Annotated in this window: 19 protein-coding genes; 8 read left to right on the top strand and 11 right to left on the bottom strand. The window is 73.0% G+C overall.

Annotated features, from left to right (window positions below; translation table 11 throughout):
- Positions 1–3: 3 nt before the first annotated feature.
- A complete protein-coding gene (locus TR50_RS02390; RefSeq protein ID WP_042413040.1) occupies positions 4–438 on the bottom strand; it encodes a hypothetical protein in 435 nt (144 codons plus the stop codon).
- Positions 439–627: 189 nt separating this feature from the next.
- On the opposite strand from TR50_RS02390, the gene TR50_RS46440 reads away from it, so the two are divergent.
- On the top strand, positions 628–999 hold the full coding sequence (locus tag TR50_RS46440; RefSeq protein ID WP_052440591.1) for a hypothetical protein: 372 nt from the start codon (positions 628–630) through the stop codon (positions 997–999).
- 97 nt (positions 1,000–1,096) lie between these two features.
- Here TR50_RS46440 and TR50_RS02400 read toward each other — a convergent pair whose 3' ends face one another.
- On the bottom strand, positions 1,097–2,107 hold the full coding sequence (locus tag TR50_RS02400) for a rhomboid family intramembrane serine protease (protein WP_084699646.1): 1,011 nt from the start codon (positions 2,105–2,107) through the stop codon (positions 1,097–1,099).
- Positions 2,108–2,263: 156 nt separating this feature from the next.
- A complete protein-coding gene (locus TR50_RS02405) occupies positions 2,264–3,055 on the bottom strand; it encodes a GNAT family N-acetyltransferase (protein WP_042413042.1) in 792 nt (263 codons plus the stop codon).
- A gap of 197 nt (positions 3,056–3,252) precedes the next feature.
- On the opposite strand from TR50_RS02405, the gene TR50_RS02410 reads away from it, so the two are divergent.
- The 3 genes from TR50_RS02410 (at position 3,253) to TR50_RS02420 (ending at position 4,739) form a co-directional block, all read left to right on the top strand.
- Entirely contained in the window at positions 3,253–3,693 is a 441-nt protein-coding gene (locus tag TR50_RS02410; RefSeq protein ID WP_042413044.1) for a helix-turn-helix domain-containing protein, read from the top strand.
- Positions 3,680–4,264: a hypothetical protein gene (locus tag TR50_RS02415; protein ID WP_042413047.1), complete on the top strand. Its 585-nt coding sequence runs from the start codon at positions 3,680–3,682 to the stop codon at positions 4,262–4,264. Before TR50_RS02410 ends, TR50_RS02415 begins: the two co-directional genes overlap by 14 nt.
- A 115-nt stretch (positions 4,265–4,379) precedes the next feature.
- Positions 4,380–4,739, top strand: coding sequence for a DUF2516 family protein (locus TR50_RS02420; RefSeq protein WP_042413049.1), 360 nt, complete (start codon positions 4,380–4,382; stop codon positions 4,737–4,739).
- Here the strand turns inward: TR50_RS02420 and TR50_RS02425 are convergent.
- Positions 4,669–6,210: a PP2C family protein-serine/threonine phosphatase gene (locus TR50_RS02425; RefSeq protein ID WP_084699647.1), complete on the bottom strand. Its 1,542-nt coding sequence runs from the start codon at positions 6,208–6,210 to the stop codon at positions 4,669–4,671. The genes TR50_RS02420 and TR50_RS02425 overlap by 71 nt on opposite strands.
- Positions 6,211–6,456: 246 nt before the next feature.
- On the opposite strand from TR50_RS02425, the gene TR50_RS02430 reads away from it, so the two are divergent.
- On the top strand, positions 6,457–7,032 hold the full coding sequence (locus TR50_RS02430) for an O-acetyl-ADP-ribose deacetylase (protein ID WP_042413056.1): 576 nt from the start codon (positions 6,457–6,459) through the stop codon (positions 7,030–7,032).
- Positions 7,033–7,097: 65 nt separating this feature from the next.
- Here TR50_RS02430 and TR50_RS02435 read toward each other — a convergent pair whose 3' ends face one another.
- Positions 7,098–8,168: a C40 family peptidase gene (locus TR50_RS02435; RefSeq protein ID WP_042413058.1), complete on the bottom strand. Its 1,071-nt coding sequence runs from the start codon at positions 8,166–8,168 to the stop codon at positions 7,098–7,100.
- Between the two features lie 561 nt (positions 8,169–8,729).
- The gene (locus TR50_RS02440; RefSeq protein WP_236654200.1) at positions 8,730–9,581 is read right to left on the bottom strand and encodes a class I SAM-dependent methyltransferase; all 852 of its coding nucleotides are present in this window, start codon (positions 9,579–9,581) and stop codon (positions 8,730–8,732) included.
- A gap of 179 nt (positions 9,582–9,760) precedes the next feature.
- Between TR50_RS02440 and TR50_RS02445 the strand changes: the two genes are divergently transcribed.
- Together TR50_RS02445 and TR50_RS02450 are read left to right on the top strand one after the other, a co-directional pair.
- Positions 9,761–11,095 carry a glycosyltransferase gene (locus TR50_RS02445; protein WP_084699648.1) on the top strand — a complete coding sequence of 445 codons (1,335 nt, stop codon included), beginning with the start codon at positions 9,761–9,763 and terminating at the stop codon, positions 11,093–11,095.
- 21 nt (positions 11,096–11,116) lie between these two features.
- Positions 11,117–11,638: a type III secretion system chaperone family protein gene (locus TR50_RS02450; RefSeq protein WP_084699649.1), complete on the top strand. Its 522-nt coding sequence runs from the start codon at positions 11,117–11,119 to the stop codon at positions 11,636–11,638.
- Positions 11,639–12,152: 514 nt separating this feature from the next.
- Here TR50_RS02450 and TR50_RS02455 read toward each other — a convergent pair.
- Both TR50_RS02455 and TR50_RS02460 read right to left on the bottom strand, forming a co-directional pair.
- Complete coding sequence (locus TR50_RS02455; RefSeq protein WP_042413062.1) at positions 12,153–13,145, bottom strand: asparaginase; 993 nt, start codon at positions 13,143–13,145, stop codon at positions 12,153–12,155.
- Positions 13,146–13,192: 47 nt separating this feature from the next.
- The gene (locus tag TR50_RS02460) at positions 13,193–13,840 is read right to left on the bottom strand and encodes an RsiG family protein (RefSeq protein ID WP_042413064.1); all 648 of its coding nucleotides are present in this window, start codon (positions 13,838–13,840) and stop codon (positions 13,193–13,195) included.
- A 195-nt stretch (positions 13,841–14,035) separates the two neighbouring features.
- Here TR50_RS02460 and dtd point away from each other — a divergent pair, with 195 nt between their 5' ends.
- Positions 14,036–14,461: a D-aminoacyl-tRNA deacylase gene (gene dtd / locus TR50_RS02465; protein ID WP_042413065.1), complete on the top strand. Its 426-nt coding sequence runs from the start codon at positions 14,036–14,038 to the stop codon at positions 14,459–14,461.
- 31 nt (positions 14,462–14,492) lie between these two features.
- Here dtd and ygfZ read toward each other — a convergent pair whose 3' ends face one another.
- The 3 genes from ygfZ to TR50_RS02480 form a co-directional block, all read right to left on the bottom strand.
- The gene (gene ygfZ, locus TR50_RS02470) at positions 14,493–15,494 is read right to left on the bottom strand and encodes a CAF17-like 4Fe-4S cluster assembly/insertion protein YgfZ (RefSeq protein WP_042413067.1); all 1,002 of its coding nucleotides are present in this window, start codon (positions 15,492–15,494) and stop codon (positions 14,493–14,495) included.
- On the bottom strand, positions 15,491–15,958 hold the full coding sequence (locus tag TR50_RS02475; protein ID WP_084699651.1) for a Fur family transcriptional regulator: 468 nt from the start codon (positions 15,956–15,958) through the stop codon (positions 15,491–15,493). The genes ygfZ and TR50_RS02475 overlap by 4 nt, the downstream gene beginning before the upstream one ends.
- A gap of 115 nt (positions 15,959–16,073) precedes the next feature.
- The gene (locus tag TR50_RS02480) at positions 16,074–16,676 is read right to left on the bottom strand and encodes a heme-binding beta-barrel domain-containing protein (protein ID WP_042413071.1); all 603 of its coding nucleotides are present in this window, start codon (positions 16,674–16,676) and stop codon (positions 16,074–16,076) included.
- Between the last annotated feature and the right edge of the window lie 108 nt (positions 16,677–16,784).

Consider the following 16,784-nt stretch of genomic DNA (forward strand, 5'->3'; position numbering starts at 1 on the left):
CGCTCAGACCTGCGGGGCGACCGGCGGGGCGACCGGCGGGGCGGGCACGGTCCAGCCGGTCGGCGGGGTCGGCGGCCGCTGCTCGCCGCGCAGCCGCGCACCGGTCCGGAAGCGGTTCAGCACGTAGACGTTGACCAGGTGCATCACGCCGAGCACGAGCAGGACCGTGCCGACCTTGTAGGACAGGGCCCGGAAGATCCCCGCCACGTCCCGGACGTCGTTGTCCCCGACGCGCAGCCACAGCGCGACGAAGCCCAGGTTGACCAGGTAGAAGCCGACCACGAGCAGGTGGTTGACGGCCTCGGCGAGCTTGTCGTTCCCGTGGAAGACGTCGGCCAGGAAGACCCTCCCCGCCCGGCTCAGGGTCCGGCCCACCCAGACGGTGAGCGAGAGGCTCAAGGCCAGGTAGACGACGTAAGTGACGACAGTGGTGTTCATTGCGGCACAGCCCTCCGACCATAGTTGAACACGTTCAATTCACTGTTCGAGAAGGACTGTAGCAGCTTTTTGAACACGTTCAAGAGAGTCTGCGGCGGCGAAGCTCATATCTCGATCAACTGTGTTGTCGGGCGCTCGCGGGCGGGGCACAGTGCCCTCACGACCCGATGTCGCGAGGGGGAGCAAGAGATGCTGACGTTGTGTTTCGTGTTCGTGGCGGTGTGCCTGGTGCTGGTGGTGGGCGGCCTGCTCCGGAGCCTTCTGGGCCTGAGGGGCAGGACCGGTGGAGCCGGTCGGCCGGGCGGACCGGGTGCCGTGCGACGCGACGGGCTCGCGTACCTGCCGGACCCGGACGCGGGCCTGCCGACCGACGGCCACCACGGCCATCACAGCCACCAGGGCCACCGTCACAACCACCACGGCGGCCACCACGGATGGGACGGCGGCGGCCATCATGACGGCGGCCACCACCACGGCGGGCATCACGACAGCGGCTCGTCCTGGTCCGGCTCGACCGGCTCCTCCGACTTCGGCGGCGGTGGCGGACACCACCACGGGTGACGGCCGGTCGCGTGCCGGGAAGACGACGGGCCGGGTGGCACCCGCCACCCGGCCCGTCGCCGCGTTCAGCTCATCTCATTTCCGAGCTCACCGTGGATCAGATCGCCCCGATCCTGCTCGTCTCCCACAGCACCAGCGCGACCAGCACCGCGCAGACCAGCACGACCGCGCCCGCCTGCACCCACGGCCGCGCCTTGCCGCGCGGCGCGAAGGCGAAGCCGGTGCCGACCGCCAGGCCGGCGAGCAGGCCGCCGAGGTGCCCCTGCCAGGAGTCGAACCCGGCCGAGAGCACCATCCAGAGCACGAACATGACCAGCAGTCCGTTGCCGCCCAGCGGGTCGTTGCGCAGCCGACGGCTCATCACCCAGTAGCCGCCGACCAGTCCGAAGATCGCCCCGGAGGCTCCGATGGCCAGCGACTCCGGCGCCAGCACGTAGACGGCGGTGGAGCCGCCGACCGCGGCGACCAGGTAGAGCGTGACGTACCGGACACGGCCCAGCTGCGCCTCCATCACCGGACCGAGCCGCCACAGCCACATCATGTTGAACAGGATGTGCGTGATCCCGAGCACGCCCTGGGTGGGCAGCAGGTGCAGGAACGCGGAGGTCAGCAACCGGTACCACTCGCCGTGCGCGACGCCCGCGGCGTGGAAGCCGTCCGGCACGCCGCCCGTCCACGTGTACACCCGGCCGTCCGAGTCCGTGAAGCCGCGCCCCACCTCGGCGAACCGGTCGATGAGCGCGTTGTCCCGCAGCTCCCCGGCGAAGGCCAGCACGTTGAGCAGGATCAGCGTGATCGTCGCCACCGGCGTCACGCCGGCGATCCGCCCGCCGAACACCGTCCGCGCCTGCCGCTGCGACTTCACGCCCTGCCTGACGCAGTCCGGGCAGTGGAAGCCGACGGAGGCCGCGCGCATGCAGTCCGGGCAGATGAAGCGGTCGCAACGGGTGCAGCGGACGTAGCACTCGCGGTCCGGGTGGCGGTAACACGTCGTCACGGCGGGGGCGGGGGCCGCGGCCTGCTGCGCGTCCGACGGCGAGGCCTGGGCAGGGATGGGGGCGGCCTGCCCCTCCCCGACGGTGGAGGGCGCGTTCTCCTGGTGCTCCATGGGGCGGGCTGCTCCACTCCGTGCGATCGGCGGTCGAACGCTGTGGAGGGTAGCGAAGCCGCCACCGCCACGGAAGCCGCCACCCGCTCTCCGGTGCGCCGGTGCCGGTGCCGGTCCCGGTCTCGGTCCCCGTCCCCGTCCCCGTCCCGGTCTCGTCTAGCGGAGCCGGTACTCGTACGGGGTCGTCGTGGCGAGTTGCGCGAAGCCGAGGCGGGCCAGGATCGGGCGGCTCTGGTCGGAGGCGTCGACGAAGAGGTAGCGGTAGCCGCGTTCCACCGCCACCCGCGCCCGGTGGGCGATCAGCGCGCGGTAGATCCCGCGACCGCGCCACTCGGCGACCGTGCCGCCGCCCCAGAGGCCGGCGAAGGCCGTGCCCTCGTTGAAGTCCATCCGCGCAGCACAGACCGGCTGCTCCCCGGCCATGACGACCAGCGCCAGCACGCTCTCGGGCGCGGCCTCCAACTGGGCCAGCAGACGCGTCGTGACGCGGGCCCCGGTGCCGACGGAGAACGCCTGGTCGTGCACGGCCCCCACGAGCTCCGCCCCGTCGGCGTCGGTGACCTGCACCAGCTCCACCCCCTCGGGCAGCGGCGCCTCGATCGCGGCGATCGCCTCGGCCTCGGCGACCATCAGCGCCTCCGCCTCACCGGCCTCGAACCCGGCCGCCGCCAGCCGCGCCCCGAGGTCGAGGGGGCGGTCGTGGCTGTACAGCTTCCACTCGAAGCTCTCCACGTCGGGCCGCGCCCCGTACTCCGCCACCTGCCGCGCGATGGCCGCGTCCGCGCCGACCTCATCCAGCGCGGACCAGAGCACCCCGTTCCACATCTCCCCCGGCCCGACCTGCCGCACCACGTCCCCGACCCGCTCCACGCGGCTCAGCGCGTGATCAGGCCGCGCCTCGCGCCGCATCTGCCGGTCGAAGAGCGCGAGTGTGAGGTCGTCGTCCATGTGGCCAAGACCACCATATGGCCGCTGAACTGGGCAAACGTTTTTGCCGACGCCGATTCACCCGAAGTGCTGAAGCCTCGGATCCGCCACGATCGACCTGCGCTGACCTGCCCTGCCCAGCAGCGGCCCCGCGACACGCGCATGCGCGAGTTAGCAGGCTGCTTGCAATTGCAAGCAGGGCGAGGCAGCATGGGGGCATGGCCTCACTGAACGTCGGGTCACTCGGCGAGTACATCCGGGAGCAGCGGCGGCATGCGCAGTATTCGCTGCGTCAGCTCGCGGATGCCGCAGGGGTGTCGAATCCTTATCTGAGTCAGATCGAGCGCGGGCTGCGCAAGCCCAGCGCGGAGATTCTGCAGCAGATCGCGAAGGCACTGAGGATCTCTGCGGAGACCCTCTACGTACAGGCGGGGATTCTCGAGGAGCGTGAGGAGCACGGGCTCGGGCTGAGGACGGCGATCCTCGCCGACCCGCTGATCAACGAGCGGCAGAAGCAGGCGCTGCTCGCCGTGTACGACACGTTCCTCAAGGAGAACGACGTCCAGCAACAGGCCGGGGACGCGAACACCGACCCAGACGAGCCGCAGACCCTAGAAGAGAACGCACAGAAGGGGAGGATTTCCGATGGCGATCGCTGAGGACCTCCGTAAGACCCTGTCCGACCCGACTCCTCTCTACGCGCTCGCCGGCGCCGGCGACCTGGCGGTGGAGAAGCTCAAGACCGTGCCCGAACTCGCCGCCGCGCTCGCCGCGGACCGCAAGGCCGCGCAGGAGAAGGCCGCCGCGCGGCTCGGCGAGGCGCAGACGCGACTGAACGGCGCGCAGGCCAAGGTCACCGAGGCCGTGCAGACGCTGCCGACCGACCTGAAGTCGCTGCAGGAGAAGGCCCAGGGCCTGGCACTGCAGGGTGTGGGCCGGGCGGCGGAGTTCGCCGTCAAGGCGCGCGAGGCGTACGACGAGCTCGCGACGCGCGGCAAGATCGTCGTTGACCGCCAGTTCAACGGCGCCGAGGCCGGGGCCGACGCGGAGCCCGCCATCGAGGCGTCGAACGGGCACGCCGCGCCGGTGGCGAAGGCGGACGTGTTCGCCGCCGAGACCGAGGAGGAGCCCGAGGCGCCGAAGACTGAGGCGCCCGCCGCCGACGCCGAGGCGTCCGCGCCGAAGCCGGCGCGCAAGTCCGCCGCGCGCAAGCCGCGCGCGAACGGCTGAGCGTCAGCCGAAGGTCGGCAGAGTGTGAAACGGCTGGGGCACGTACCGCGTGCCCCAGCCGTTCTCGTGACACGATGAGCCAGTCACCAGGATGCTCACGCAACAAGGAGTGGCGATGAACCAGCTGGCCGCCTACGGGACGCTCACGGACGCGTTCGGCACGCTCCTGGGCTGGGTGATGCTCGCGCTCGTGGCGTTCAAGGTGTTCACCCTGATCGACGCGGCCTTCCGCCGCGAGGACGCCTACCGCGCCGCCGACAAGCAGACCAAGCCGTTCTGGCTGATCATCCTGGCCGTCGGCACGGCCGTCAGCTTCGTCCCCGGTCTGGGGCTCTTCCTCGGGCTGATCGGGCTGGTGGCCTCGATCGTCTACATGGTGGACGTGCGGCCCGCGATCAAGCGGGTCACGCCGCCCCGGGGCGGCCGGAAGGGCCAGAAGAAGCACGATCACATGGGGCCGTACGGGCCTTGGTGAGCAGTAGCACCGCGACGTCGTCGGCGAGCGCGCCGCCGTTGAGGTCCTCGACCTCGGACATGGCGGTGTCGATCAGCCGCGCGTCACGCAGACCGCCCTGCTGGTGGTGGTCGCTGATCATGTCGATCAGCCCCTCCTGACCCAGGCGGCGGGTGCCGGCGCCTATCCGGCCCTCGATCAGGCCGTCGGTGTAGAGCATCAGTGCCCAGTTCTCGCCCAGCTCGACCTTGGCGGGCGGCCAGTGGCCGTGACCGTCGGCGAGCAGGCCGAGCGCGGGGCCGGCCTCCTCGAAGGGCAGCAGCACGGGCGCGACCTGCTCGCGCAGCAGCAGCGGCGCCGGGTGGCCGGCCAGGTGCAGCTCGGCCACGTCGGCGTCCGGGCGGATGGCGAGCATGCACAGCGTCGCGAAGATCTCCTCGCTGCGACGCTCGTGCTCCAGCACCCGCTGGAGGTTGGAGAGCAGAGCGTCGCCGGTCAGACCGGCGAAGACCAGGGTGCGCCAGGCGATCCGCAGCGCGACGCCGAGCGCGGCCTCGTCCGGACCGTGGCCGCAGACGTCGCCTATGACGACGTGCACCGTGCCGTCGGGGGTGCGGACGGCGTCGTAGAAATCCCCGCCGAGCAGGGCGCGGCGGCGACCCGGCCGGTAACGGGCCTGGAAGGTGAGGCCCGAGCCGTCGAGGAGCGGGGTGGGCAGCAGGTGGCGCTGGAGGCGCGCGTTCTCCTGTCCGCGCAGCTCCGCCTCGACCAGGCGGCGCTGCGACTCGTCGGCGCGCTTGCGTTCCACGGCGTAGCGCACGGCCCGGGTCAGCAGCCGGCCGTCCATCTCCTGCTTGACCAGGAAATCCTGGGCTCCGGCGGCGACAGCGGCCGCACCGAGCTGGACGTCGACCGTGCCGGTCACGGCGAGGACGGCCGTATGGGGGGCGCGGCGGAGCAGCGCGCGGATGTCCTCCAGGCCGCTGGAATCCGGCAGTTCCAGATCCAGCAGGACGCAGGCGGTGTCGTGGCCGAGCAGCGGCAGGGCCTCGCCGAGGCTGCGCGCCCAACGGAAGGCCACCTCGGAGCCGAGCTCGGCGAGCAGGTTGCGGACCGACTCGGCGCCCGCGTCGTCGGCCTCGATCAGCAGCACCGAGAGCGGCGGGGCGGCTCCGGCCGGACGCGGGTGCGCGGCGAGGTTGGCCGGGTGCGCGGACGCGGCACCGGCGCGGGCCGCACCCGCACGAGCGGCCTCGGCCCGAGCCTCGGCGGCACGAGCTTCAGCCAGACGGGCTTCGACGGCACGGGCTTCGAGCGCACGGGCGTCAGCGGCGCGCGTGCCGTTCGTGCGAGGCTCGTCCGTGGGCGCCGCCTCGGTGGCCGCGCCGGACTTGGCGGAGGCAGCACCGGAGAGACGCGGGCGCGGTATCGGCGCGCCTGCGGAACGCTGTTGACCGGCTGCACTGGAAGCAGCTCCGGTTTGGGCGGACATCGGCTATCTCCCTCCCTCCGAGTCGCTAACGGCTGGGCGGCGTACGCAGTGCCCACCCAACACCATGTTCCGGCGGCATCCTCTCGACCCGTACGTGAGCTCCACGAAGCCTCCCCATCCCCGTGGCACCCGAGTGACGGCCCCGACAGCGGTCTGACGGGCCAGATCCCGTACCCCGCTTGGGCGGTACCGCGGATGCGGAGGCGCCTCGCGCCTCGGTACGGTGCGAACGACTGAAGGGAGCCCGTGATGGAGATCACGCTGATCGAGGGTGACATCACCCGGCAGCAGGTGGACGCGATCGTCAATGCGGCGAACTCCTCGTTGCTGGGCGGCGGTGGGGTGGACGGGGCGATCCACCGGGCCGGCGGCCCGGAGATCCTCGAGGAGTGCCGCGCGCTGCGTGCGGGGCACTACGGCAAGGGCCTGCCGACCGGTCAGGCGGTGGCCACGACCGGGGGACTGCTGGCGGCCCGTTGGGTGATCCACACGGTGGGGCCGGTCTACCCGCAGCCGCATGACGCGGCGGCGGAGCTCACCCGACGGACGGAGTTGCTCGCCTCCTGCTATCGCGAGTCGCTGCGGATCGCGACGGAGCTCGGTGCGCGCAGTGTGGCCCTGCCGGCGGTCTCGACCGGGGTCTACGGCTGGCCGATGGAGAGCGCGGCGCGGATCGCACTCAGCGAGACGCTGGAACTGGGGAGGACGGGGGGCCTCGGGGAGGCGATCGACGAAGCCAGGTTCGTGCTGTTCGGGGCGGACGCCTACGGCGTCTTCGAGCGGGTGTTGCAGGAGTTGTCGCACGGACCCATGGTGGACTGATGGTGCGTCAATCCACCATGGGTATTCGATAGCTCGTTCGAGTGAACTTACTCTTTGCGATCTCGTCAGTCGGGTCTCAGCACACCGAGAATGGGCATCGAGCCGGCGGCGGCCAGCTCCACCACCCCACCGGGGTGCGGAGCCTGGATGATCGCCCCGTCGCCGACGTAGAGCGCGACGTGCGTCGCGCCGTGGAAGTAGACGATGAGATCGCCGGGCCGCAGGTCGGCGACGGGAACGTGGCGCAGCTGCGCCCACTGGTCCTGCGAGGTCCGGGGGATGTCGACGCCGGCGGCCTGCCAGGCCCGCATGGTCAGCCCCGAGCAGTCGAAGCTCCTCGGCCCGGTGGCACCCCACAGGTACGGCTTGCCGATCTGCGCCACCGCATAGGCGATGGCCGCCTGTGCGGCGCCGGTCGCCCGCCGCGAGAGCTCGGCAGCCGTGAGCGAGCCGCGCCACGCCATCTGGGCGGCGTACGCGGTCTGCGCCTGGAGCTGCTGGAACGCGACGAGTTCGGGGCCGGAGAGGGAGGCGAGCAGCGCCTGGGCGCGGGCGAGGCGCGCCTTGATCGCGGCGACAGCCCCCGCCGCCGCGCCCTGGTCCTTGGCCAGGATCTCCCAGGCCGCGGTGGCCTGCCCGCCGTAGCCGGTGAGCGTGGCCTTCGCCTGCCGCAACTGCTGAAGGGTGGTCGCGGCGGACGTCATCGCCTGTGAGGCGAGGGGCAGTTGGGCGAGGTACTGCTGCGGGTCCCGGGCAAGCAGGAGTTGCAGCGTCTGGTTCCCGCCGAGGGCGTCGCCGTTGTACTGGCCGGCGGCGATCTGCCCGACGAGGGAGGTGAGCTGGTCCACCTGGGCCTGCTCGGCGACGATCGCACGCGCCAGAGCGAGGATCTGCGCCTGCTCCCGTGTGATGGCCTGGGTGGCGGCGTCGTAGGCGGCGGTGGCGCTTTCGGCCTGCTGGTAGAGGGATGCGATCTCCGACTGGAGCGCGGCGAGCCTCGAGCCGTGGACTTCGGGAGCGGCAGCGGGAGCGAGGGCGGGGACAGGAGCGGCCTGCGCGGACGGGGCGGCGACAGGCGTCAGCGCCAGCGAGGCGCAGGCGAGGAGGGCGAGGTTCCAACGACGAGTGCGCGGCACGGCATCCTCCGAGCCCGGAGCAATTCTGACGCTGCGTCAGATAGATTGCTGGGATCGTGCCACGGGACGGGGCAGTTCACCAGGGGCGGGAGAGGCCGTGTTGCGAGGCTGCCCCGACGGCCTGGCGGCGGACGGCAGGCGCCGGGCGGCGGGCGGCGGGCGGCAGGAACGCGGACGGCAGGCGGCCGAGCGGCGGGCGGCAGGAACGCGGACGGCAAGGCGACAGGCGGCAGGCGGCAGGCGGCCGGAACGCGGGCGGTAGGGCGACAGGTCGCGCCCGCGACGGCGCGGCGACCCGACAGCTTCCTGGCCCGGCGCGCCCCGGTGACCCCGTCATCCGGCAGCCAGGCGACCCGGCGCTGCGTGATCCGGCAGCCAGGCGACCCGGCAGGTCAGTCGCCCAGTCGCCCAGTCGACCAGCCGGCGATGGGGCGTGGCGTGCAACACGGCGCTCGGGCACGGCCGTGGCGGCGCCCGGCCCGGCAGGTCGCCCCCGGCGCCCGCGCGGCTACGCGCGCCGCAACGACGGCACAGCGAGCGGGTGGAGGGCCGGTGGTGGGCTCAACTCGGGGCGACGGCGTCCCAACGGAGGGTCAGTTCGCCGAGGCGGTGGCGCGCCTGGGTGTCGGTGAGCGGCCAGGAGCCCGCGACCGCACGGGTCGTGGCCAGCCAGCGCTGGCGCACGCCGAAGTCCGCGTAGGGCGCCGCCGCCGCCCAGGCGCGGTCGAGGTCGCGGAGCAGGGAGTGGACCGGCTCGCCCGGCACGTTCCGGTGGATGAGCGCCTTCGGCAGGCGCTCGGCCAGGTCCGAGGGGCGTTCGAGCGACGCGAGGTGCGCGGAGAGGGTCAGCGTGCGTGGCCCCTCGGGGCCGAGCGCGACCCAGGCCTGCTTGCGCCCGATCTCGTCGCACGTGCCCTCGACCAGCAGCCCGTCGGGGGCGAGTCGCGCGCACAGCCGCTGCCACGCCGCAGTGACCTCGTCCTCGTCGTACTGGCGGAGCACGTTCGCCGCCCGGATCAGCAGCGGGCGCTCGCCGCCGTCCAGCGGGACCTCGAAACCGCCCCGGCGGAAGGTGAGCGCCGGCGGACTGGCCACCCGCTGCGCCGCGGCGACGCGGTCCGGCTCGATCTCGATGCCGACCATCCGGACGTCCGCGCGCACCGCCCGCAGGCGGTCGAACAACTCGACGGCCGTCCACGGGGCCGCGCCGTACCCGAGGTCCACCACGACCGGTGCGCTGCCGGCGTGCCGCAGGGCGGGCCCGAGCGCGTGGGCGATCCAGCGGTCCTGGCGGCGGAGCCGGTTCGGGTTGGTCGTGCCCCGGGTGATCGCGCCGACGGGTTTTCCGCCCTTCGCCGCCCTCGCCCCCGCCCCGGCTCGCGTTCCCGCTCCCGTTCCAGCCGCCGCACTCATGTCACGCAGCGTATCCGGGCGACCGCCGGCCCGACACCCCGGGTGAGCGCCCGGTACCGTGGAACGCGGGCGGGAATCGCTGGGCCGACAGTCCGGTTGCACCAGTGTCAAAGGACGTGCAGGACGGCCCAGGACCGGAAAGAGGACGAGCGGTGACCCATCAGCCCGCCCGAGTCGCCATGCTGAGCGTGCACACCTCCCCCCTCCACCAGCCGGGGACCGGCGACGCGGGGGGCATGAACGTCTACATCGTGGAGCTGTCCAAGCGCCTGGCGGAGCTGGGCACCGAGGTGGAGATCTTCACCCGCGCGACGGCGTCCGAGCTGCCCCCGCTGGTCGAGCTCGCGCCCGGCGTGCTGGTGAGACACGTCACAGCCGGGCCGTACGAGGGCCTGCTGAAGGAGGACCTGCCGGCTCAGCTGTGCGCCTTCACCCACGGTGTGCTGCGCACCGAGGCCGGGCACCGTCCCGGCCACTACGACGTCGTGCACTCGCACTACTGGCTCTCCGGCCAGGTCGGCTGGCTGGCCGCGGACCGCTGGGGCGTGCCGCTGGTGCACACCATGCACACCATGGCCAAGGTCAAGAACGCCTCCCTGGCCGTCGGCGACACGCCGGAGCCCGCGGCGCGCGTCATCGGCGAGTCGCAGGTCGTCGCCGCGGCGGACCGGCTGATCGCCAACACCGACGAGGAGGCCGAGCAGCTCGCCGAGCACTACGGCGCTCTCCGTGGGCAGCTCTCCGTCGTCCACCCCGGCGTGAACCTGGAGGTCTTCCGTCCCGCGACGGCCACACCGACCGGGCCCGTCGGGGACGCCGTGAGCGACCTCGCCGCGGATCCGGCCGCGGAGGCGGCCCGGGTGCGGGAGATCCGGGCACGGCTCGGTCTGCCGCAGGACGCCGTGGTGCTGCTGTTCGCCGGACGAATACAGCCCCTCAAGGCTCCCGACGTGCTCGTCCGCGCGGTCGCGCAGCTGCTGGACGAATCCCCCGAACTGCGCGAACGCATCGTCGTCCCGATCGTGGGCGGCCCCAGCGGCAGCGGCCTCGCCAAGCCCGAGGCGCTGCAGAAGCTCGCGGCGCAGCTCGGCGTCTGCGACGTCATCCGCTTCCAGCCGCCGGTCGGCCAGGCCGCGCTCGCCGACTGGTACCGCGCGGCGACGGCGCTGGTGATGCCCTCCTACAGCGAGTCCTTCGGCCTGGTGGCCCTGGAGGCGCAGGCCTGCGGCACGCCGGTCGTCGCGGCGGCGGTCGGCGGCCTGCCGGTCGCGGTCCGCGACGGCGAGACCGGGTTCCTCGTCCACGGGCACGACCCTCGGGCCTGGGCGCGGACGCTGCGCCGTTTCGTCGACCAGCCCGAGCTGGGCGCACGGATGGGCGCGGCCGCCGCACGCCACGCCCGCGCCTTCGGCTGGGACACGGCCGCGCGCGCCACCGCCGAGCTGTACGCCGACTCGATCGCGCGGACGCGCGCCGCGCAGGCGCGCGGGATGGCGGCGGCGACGGTGCGGTGACCGCGCGGTAACGTGCCCGGCATGGGTGAAGAGATCAGCCGCGAGAGTCGCGAGGGCGTCGCCGAGGTGCTGCGCGCGGCGCTGGACGAGTCCGGCGTCGCCTGGGAGCAGCCCTCCGGCGACGCCTGGACCTTCGTGGTCCAGCTGCCGGGCACGCGCAAGCTCTCGACGACGTGCTCGCTGCGCGTCGGCGAGCAGACGCTGTCGCTGAACGCGTTCGTGGTGCGCCGGCCGGACGAGAACTTCGAGGAGTTCTACCGCTGGCTGCTGGAGCGGAATACCCGCATCTACGGGCTGAGCTATGCGCTGGACCGCCTCGGGGATGTCTACCTGGTCGGCCGGCTGCCGCTGGCCGCGGTGACGGCGGACGAGATCGACCGCCTGCTGGGGACGGTCCTGGAGAACGCGGACGAGCCGTTCAACCAGCTCCTGGAACTGGGCTTCGCGGCGGCGATCCGCCGCGAATGGGAGTGGCGCGTCAAGCGCGGCGAGTCCACCCGCAACCTCGAAGCCTTCGGCCGCATCACCGGCGCGGAGGGCTGACCCCCATGCCGTTCACGGACGGGCACATCGCCCGCCAGCCTCCGCGCACCGCCCAGCGCCCGCCCCTGCGGGGACCGCACCGGCCTCGTCCGCGGAGACCGGCGCGCGGGGGCACGCCTCGGGCGGAGGACTCCCCCGCGCACAGGTGCTGAACCGCCCCACGCGGGCCGGTCCCCGGGAGGCGAGCTGCCCCCGGGGGTACGCGGGGGCGAGCACGGGCAGTGGCCCGCGCGAAGGCCGGGCGGCGAGGCGCGCCTTGGGGCGAGCCACCGTCGGCAAGCGGCGCGACAGGCAACTACACCGGGGGCCCTGCGCGGGAGGCGGGCCTTACGCGCGGAGCCCGGCCCTGGCGATCACCCGCGCGGGACAGGCCGTGCGCGGGAGCGGCCCGTGGGCGATCACCCGCGCGGGGCGGGCCTCACGCGCGGGGCTGGCCGTGCGCGGAGGCCGGGCCGTGCGTGGTACCCCGCGCGGGGCGGGCGTTGCGGGTAAGGGCTCGGCGTTCGGCGCGGGGCTAGAAGGCCGCGCGGACCTCGCCGACGGGGAGGCCGCCGCCGAGGAGCGGGGAAGCGGCGACGCGGGCGAGGGTGTCGTCCTGGGCGGTGACGCCCATGCGGCGGAGGGCCGCGGCGAGGACGGGGCCGAGGGCCCGCTTCGCGCCGTCGTCGATCTTGAAAGCGAGGGCGCGCCCGTCCGGGAGGGCGACGGCCTGGACGGACTCGGCGCCCATCTTGGCCATCGCCCCGGGGACCGCGCGCATCAGCCAGGTGTCGATGCGGCGGGTGCCGGCGACGTACTCGGGGTGGGCGCGCATCGCGTCCGCGACGCGGCGCTGGGGGGTGCCGGGGTCCGCCAGGACGTGCGCGCGGAAGGCGCGCGCGAGGCCGATCAGGCTGATCGCCATCAGCGGCGCGCCGCAGCCGTCGACGCCGACGGCGGCGACGGACTCGCCGCTCAGCTCCTCCAGCGCGGCCCGGGCCTCCACCTGGACGGGGTGGTCCTCGGCGAGATAGCTCGCGGTGTCCCAGCCGTTGCGGACGCAGGCGGCGAGCATCGCCGCGTGCTTGCCGGAGCAGTCCATCAGGATGCGCTCACGCTCGCCGCCGGCGCGTATCCACGCCTCGGCCTCTTCCTCGTCCAGGGAGAGCGAGGGAGGTGTCTGGAGTGCGGACTCGTCGAGGTCGGCCGAGGCGAGGATCTTCCGCACCGCGTCGAGGTGAAACGTTTCCGCAGAGTGGCTCGCCGCCGCGAGGGCGAGGTACGCGCCCTCCAGCTCCAGGCCGGTGCGGAGCACCGCCGTCGCCTGCATGGGCTTGTTGCTGGACCGCGGGAAGACGGGGCGGTCGGGGGCGCCGAGGGCGAAGTCGACGCTGCCGTCGGCGGCGAGGATCACCAGCGAACCGCGGTGGTGGCCCTCGACGAAGCCGGACCGGACCACCTCGGCCAGAACCGGCAGGTCAGCGGCGTAGGCGGCGGATGCGGAGGCGGATGCAGTGGGAGCAGACATGTGGGTGTGCCTTGGAGCCTTCCAGGGAGCCGGCCCCCGGGCGGGGATCACCCACCGGAGAGCAGGTCGTCGACGCGTGCTTCCCCCTCACGGTACCTGCGGGCGATCTCGGCGCTGCACTCGTCCACCGTCCGCTGCAACCGGTGACGCCGCCGGGAGATGCCCCGCTCGTGCGCGGTGAACCGGCGGCAGGCGGCGACGAGCTGCTCGTCGCTCTGCTCGGTGAGGTCCGCCAGCCGGGCGTCGCCCATGAGTTCGTCCGCGAGCGCGCGGTACTGACGGCTGCTCGGCGTCGAGACGGTCAGATGCCGGGCCGAGTGGCGGACCTGGGACGGGATGTCGGCGAGGATCTCCGGCAGATGCTCCAGCAGGGTGTCCGCGGGCTCCTCGGCCAGCGCGCTGCGTCGACGGAGTTCGGCGCGCAGGATGTCGACGCGGCCCTGGAGCAGGCGGCGCAGGTACGAGAGGTCTGCCTCCTCCTGCTGGGCCTCGCGCCGCAGCGTCCGCAGCTCGTCCATCTTCAGCCCGCCGAGGCCGGCCCCTCCGGGACCGGCCTCGGCCCGGGAAGCAACGGCCTCGGAAGCAACGGCCTGGGCGGCCACGGCCCAGGGTGCCCCGCCGGACCCGACCGTGACGGGGCCGGACGCGGAGGGTCCCGGCCCGGGAGGCGCAGCGAGCTCGTCTTGGTGTCCCACGGGTGCATCGTGCCACCGTCGGTCGAAGGTTCGTCGACGCCTGCACCCGATCGGGCCCGTGGCGAATCGCGGTGATAAATACGACCGCCGCATATCCCCAGCGCACGGCCCCGATGTCACCAAGGCAGGGGCGCACGGACACATCACGCACGCCCCCCGAACCGGCGCTCTGCGGGCGTGCCGGAGAATGGGGGCATGCGTGCAGTGGCTCAGCGGGTGACCGAGGCAAGCGTGACCGTCGACGGCGAGGTCGTCGGCTCCATCCTGGGACCGGGCCTGTGCGTCCTGGTCGGCGTGACCCACGAGGACAGCCCGGAACAGGCCGCGCTGATGGCGCGCAAGCTGTGGTCCCTGCGCATCCTCGAGGGCGAGAAGTCCTGCTCCGACCTGAACGCGCCGCTGCTGGTCGTCAGCCAGTTCACCCTCTACGGCGACGCCCGCAAGGGCCGCCGCCCCACCTGGAACGCGGCGGCCCCCGGGCCCGTGGCCGAACCCCTGGTCGACGAGGTCGTCGCCCAGCTCCGCGCGCTGGGCGCGACGGTCGCCACCGGCCGGTTCGGCGCGGACATGAAGGTGTCGCTCACCAACGACGGCCCGTTCACGGTGCTGCTGGAGTTCTGACGGAGTTCTGACGGAGTTCTGACGGCGAGGCTCACGCCTCCACGATGAGCTCCTGCGACGCCGCCACCCGGCCCGCCAGCAGCGCGGCGTCCGGAGACGTGTTGCGCTTGATCAGGCCGAGGGCGATCGGGCCCAGCTCGTGGTGGCGGACCGCGGTCGTGACGAAGCCGACCGGGCGGCCGTCCGGGCCGTCGGAGGCGAGGCGGACGGGGTCACCGTGGGAGGGCAGCGACTCCTCGCTGCCGTCGAGGTGGAGGAAGACGAGGCGGCGCGGGGGGCGGCCGAGGTTGTGCACGCGGGCGACCGTCTCCTGGCCGCGGTAGCAGCCCTTCTGCAGGTGGACGGCGGTCTCCAGCCAGCCCAGCTCGTGCGGGATGGTGCGGTGATCGGTCTCGAAGCCCAGGCGGGGCCGGTGCGCCTCGACGCGCAGCGCCTCGTACGCCCACAGGCCGGCCGCCGGACCCAGGCCGACGACGGCGTCGGCGAGGGCCGCGCGCGGCACGAACAGGTCGCGTCCGTCAGCGAGCCGGCGCACGGCCGCGGCCTCCGGAACGGCCGGGCCCTCGGCTCCGGCCGCGAAGACGACGGCGTACTCCCCGGTCGCGTCGGCGATCTCGACCTGCGCGAAGAACTTCATCTTCTGCAGGTAGGCCACCAGCTCCCCCGTCGTCCCCGGCTCGACGTGGATCCACACCGTGGCGCCGTCGTCGACGAGGTACAGGGCGTGCTCGATATGGCCGTGCGGCGAGAGGATCAGCGCCTCGGTCGCGCGGCCCGGCGGGAGCTCGCTGACGTGTTGCGTCAGCAGCAGGTGCAGCCAGCTGAGGCGCTCCGGGCCGGAGACCGTCACGACGCCGCGGTGCGACAGGTCGACGAAGCCCCGGCCGGAGGCCAGCGTGCGCTGCTCGCGGAAGAGGTCGCCGTAGTGCGCGGCCACGCCCGCGTCCACGCCGTCGGCCGCGACCGCACCCGGCAGGCGGTCGAGCAGCGGGCTGCGGTAGGCGGAATCGGTCGTCGTCCCGGGGGTGGTCACGCGTCGTTCTCCTGAACCTGGTCGGCGGTGCCGGTCGCCTTCTCGGTGCAGGCGGCGCAGCGGCCGAAGATGGCGAAGTGCTTCATGTCAGTGTCGAAACCATGGGCGCGCCGCAGGGATTCCACGAACGGCCCGGCCAGGGCGACGTCCGTCTCGATGACCGTGTCGCAGTCCCGGCAGACCAGGTGCATGTGCTGGTCGCGGCTGGCCAGGTGGTAGGTGGGCGCGCCGTGGCCGAGGTGGGCGTGGCTGACCAGGCCCAGCTCCTCCAGCAGGTCGAGGGTGCGGTACACGGTGGAGATGTTCACGCCCGCGGCGGTGCGGCGCACCGCCGTGAGGACCTCCTCCGGGGTGGCGTGCTCCAGGTCGTCGACGGCCTGCAGCACCAGTTGCCGCTGCGGCGTGAGCCGGTACCCGCGCCGGCGCAGGTCCGTCTGCCAGTCGATGCCACTGCCGCTGCTCACAAGAAACAAACCCCTGTCTGGTCCGTCCGGTCCGCGAACGCGAAAGTCCCGCACCCCCGAGTCTAGGGGGGTACGGGACTTCACCCATGGGGTGCCAGTGACCCGGTGGGACGCCTCAGCGGAAGAACGCGATGCCGTCGTCCGGAAGGTCCGCGATGTCCTCGATCAGCTTGGCGGGACTGAGTACCTTCTTCAGCTGTGCGGACATGTAGGGCCGCAGCGGGACCTCGGGGGCGGCCTTCTCGCCGACCCACATCAGGTCCTCGTTGACGTAGCCGTACAGGCGCTTGCCGCCGGTGTACGCGGGCGCGCCCTCGATGCGGGCCACCGCGTCCGTCGCGATGTCGATCTGCGGCTTGCCGTCGGCCAGCTCGCCGTACCAGATCTCGACGGTGCCGTCGTCGCGCACCGAGGAGAACTCGATCTCGCGCACGCCGGAGGTGCCGTGGGCGTTGCCGGTCACCCGCCAGAATCCGGACTCGTTCTCCAGCGGACGGACCTTCTCGCCCTGCTCGTCCAGCACCCAGGTGCGGGAGCGGAACTCCAGGAAGGGGCGGCCGTCGTGCCGGAAGATGATCTCTTGGCCGAAGTTGCACTTCTCCTCACCGGCGCCGGCCTGGTTCGGGAGAGGCTCGAAGACTCCCGCGCCCTCCCAGGTGCCGAGGAGGAAGGCCAGGGAGACGAGGTCCTTGTGGAGGCCGGAGGGGATCTCGATCATGATCAGCGCTGGCCCTGGTAGAGCTTCGTGACGGAGTAGTACGCGAACCACACGATGGCGACCGCGATGACGCCGAGCAGGGTGTCGAAGAAGATCTCAAGGCCAGAC

Source organism: Streptacidiphilus anmyonensis (assembly GCF_000787855.1).
In the GTDB taxonomy this organism is placed as follows: domain Bacteria; phylum Actinomycetota; class Actinomycetes; order Streptomycetales; family Streptomycetaceae; genus Streptacidiphilus; species Streptacidiphilus anmyonensis.

Excerpts from the sequence above, each read along its gene's own strand:
- TR50_RS02425 (WP_084699647.1), bottom strand. The coding sequence starts at position 6,210 with ATGTCCGCCCAAACCGGAGCTGCTTCCAGTGCAGCCGGTCAACAGCGT.
- TR50_RS02420 (WP_042413049.1), top strand. The coding sequence starts at position 4,380 with ATGAACCAGCTGGCCGCCTACGGGACGCTCACGGACGCGTTCGGCACG.
- TR50_RS02450 (WP_084699649.1), top strand. The coding sequence starts at position 11,117 with ATGGGTGAAGAGATCAGCCGCGAGAGTCGCGAGGGCGTCGCCGAGGTG.
- TR50_RS02400 (WP_084699646.1), bottom strand. The coding sequence starts at position 2,107 with ATGGAGCACCAGGAGAACGCGCCCTCCACCGTCGGGGAGGGGCAGGCC.
- TR50_RS02415 (WP_042413047.1), top strand. The coding sequence starts at position 3,680 with ATGGCGATCGCTGAGGACCTCCGTAAGACCCTGTCCGACCCGACTCCT.
- TR50_RS46440 (WP_052440591.1), top strand. The coding sequence starts at position 628 with ATGCTGACGTTGTGTTTCGTGTTCGTGGCGGTGTGCCTGGTGCTGGTG.
- dtd (WP_042413065.1), top strand. The coding sequence starts at position 14,036 with ATGCGTGCAGTGGCTCAGCGGGTGACCGAGGCAAGCGTGACCGTCGAC.
- TR50_RS02440 (WP_236654200.1), bottom strand. The coding sequence starts at position 9,581 with ATGAGTGCGGCGGCTGGAACGGGAGCGGGAACGCGAGCCGGGGCGGGG.
- TR50_RS02405 (WP_042413042.1), bottom strand. The coding sequence starts at position 3,055 with ATGGACGACGACCTCACACTCGCGCTCTTCGACCGGCAGATGCGGCGC.
- TR50_RS02390 (WP_042413040.1), bottom strand. The coding sequence starts at position 438 with ATGAACACCACTGTCGTCACTTACGTCGTCTACCTGGCCTTGAGCCTC.
- TR50_RS02455 (WP_042413062.1), bottom strand. The coding sequence starts at position 13,145 with ATGTCTGCTCCCACTGCATCCGCCTCCGCATCCGCCGCCTACGCCGCT.
- TR50_RS02445 (WP_084699648.1), top strand. The coding sequence starts at position 9,761 with ATGCTGAGCGTGCACACCTCCCCCCTCCACCAGCCGGGGACCGGCGAC.
- TR50_RS02410 (WP_042413044.1), top strand. The coding sequence starts at position 3,253 with ATGGCCTCACTGAACGTCGGGTCACTCGGCGAGTACATCCGGGAGCAG.
- TR50_RS02480 (WP_042413071.1), bottom strand. The coding sequence starts at position 16,676 with ATGATCGAGATCCCCTCCGGCCTCCACAAGGACCTCGTCTCCCTGGCC.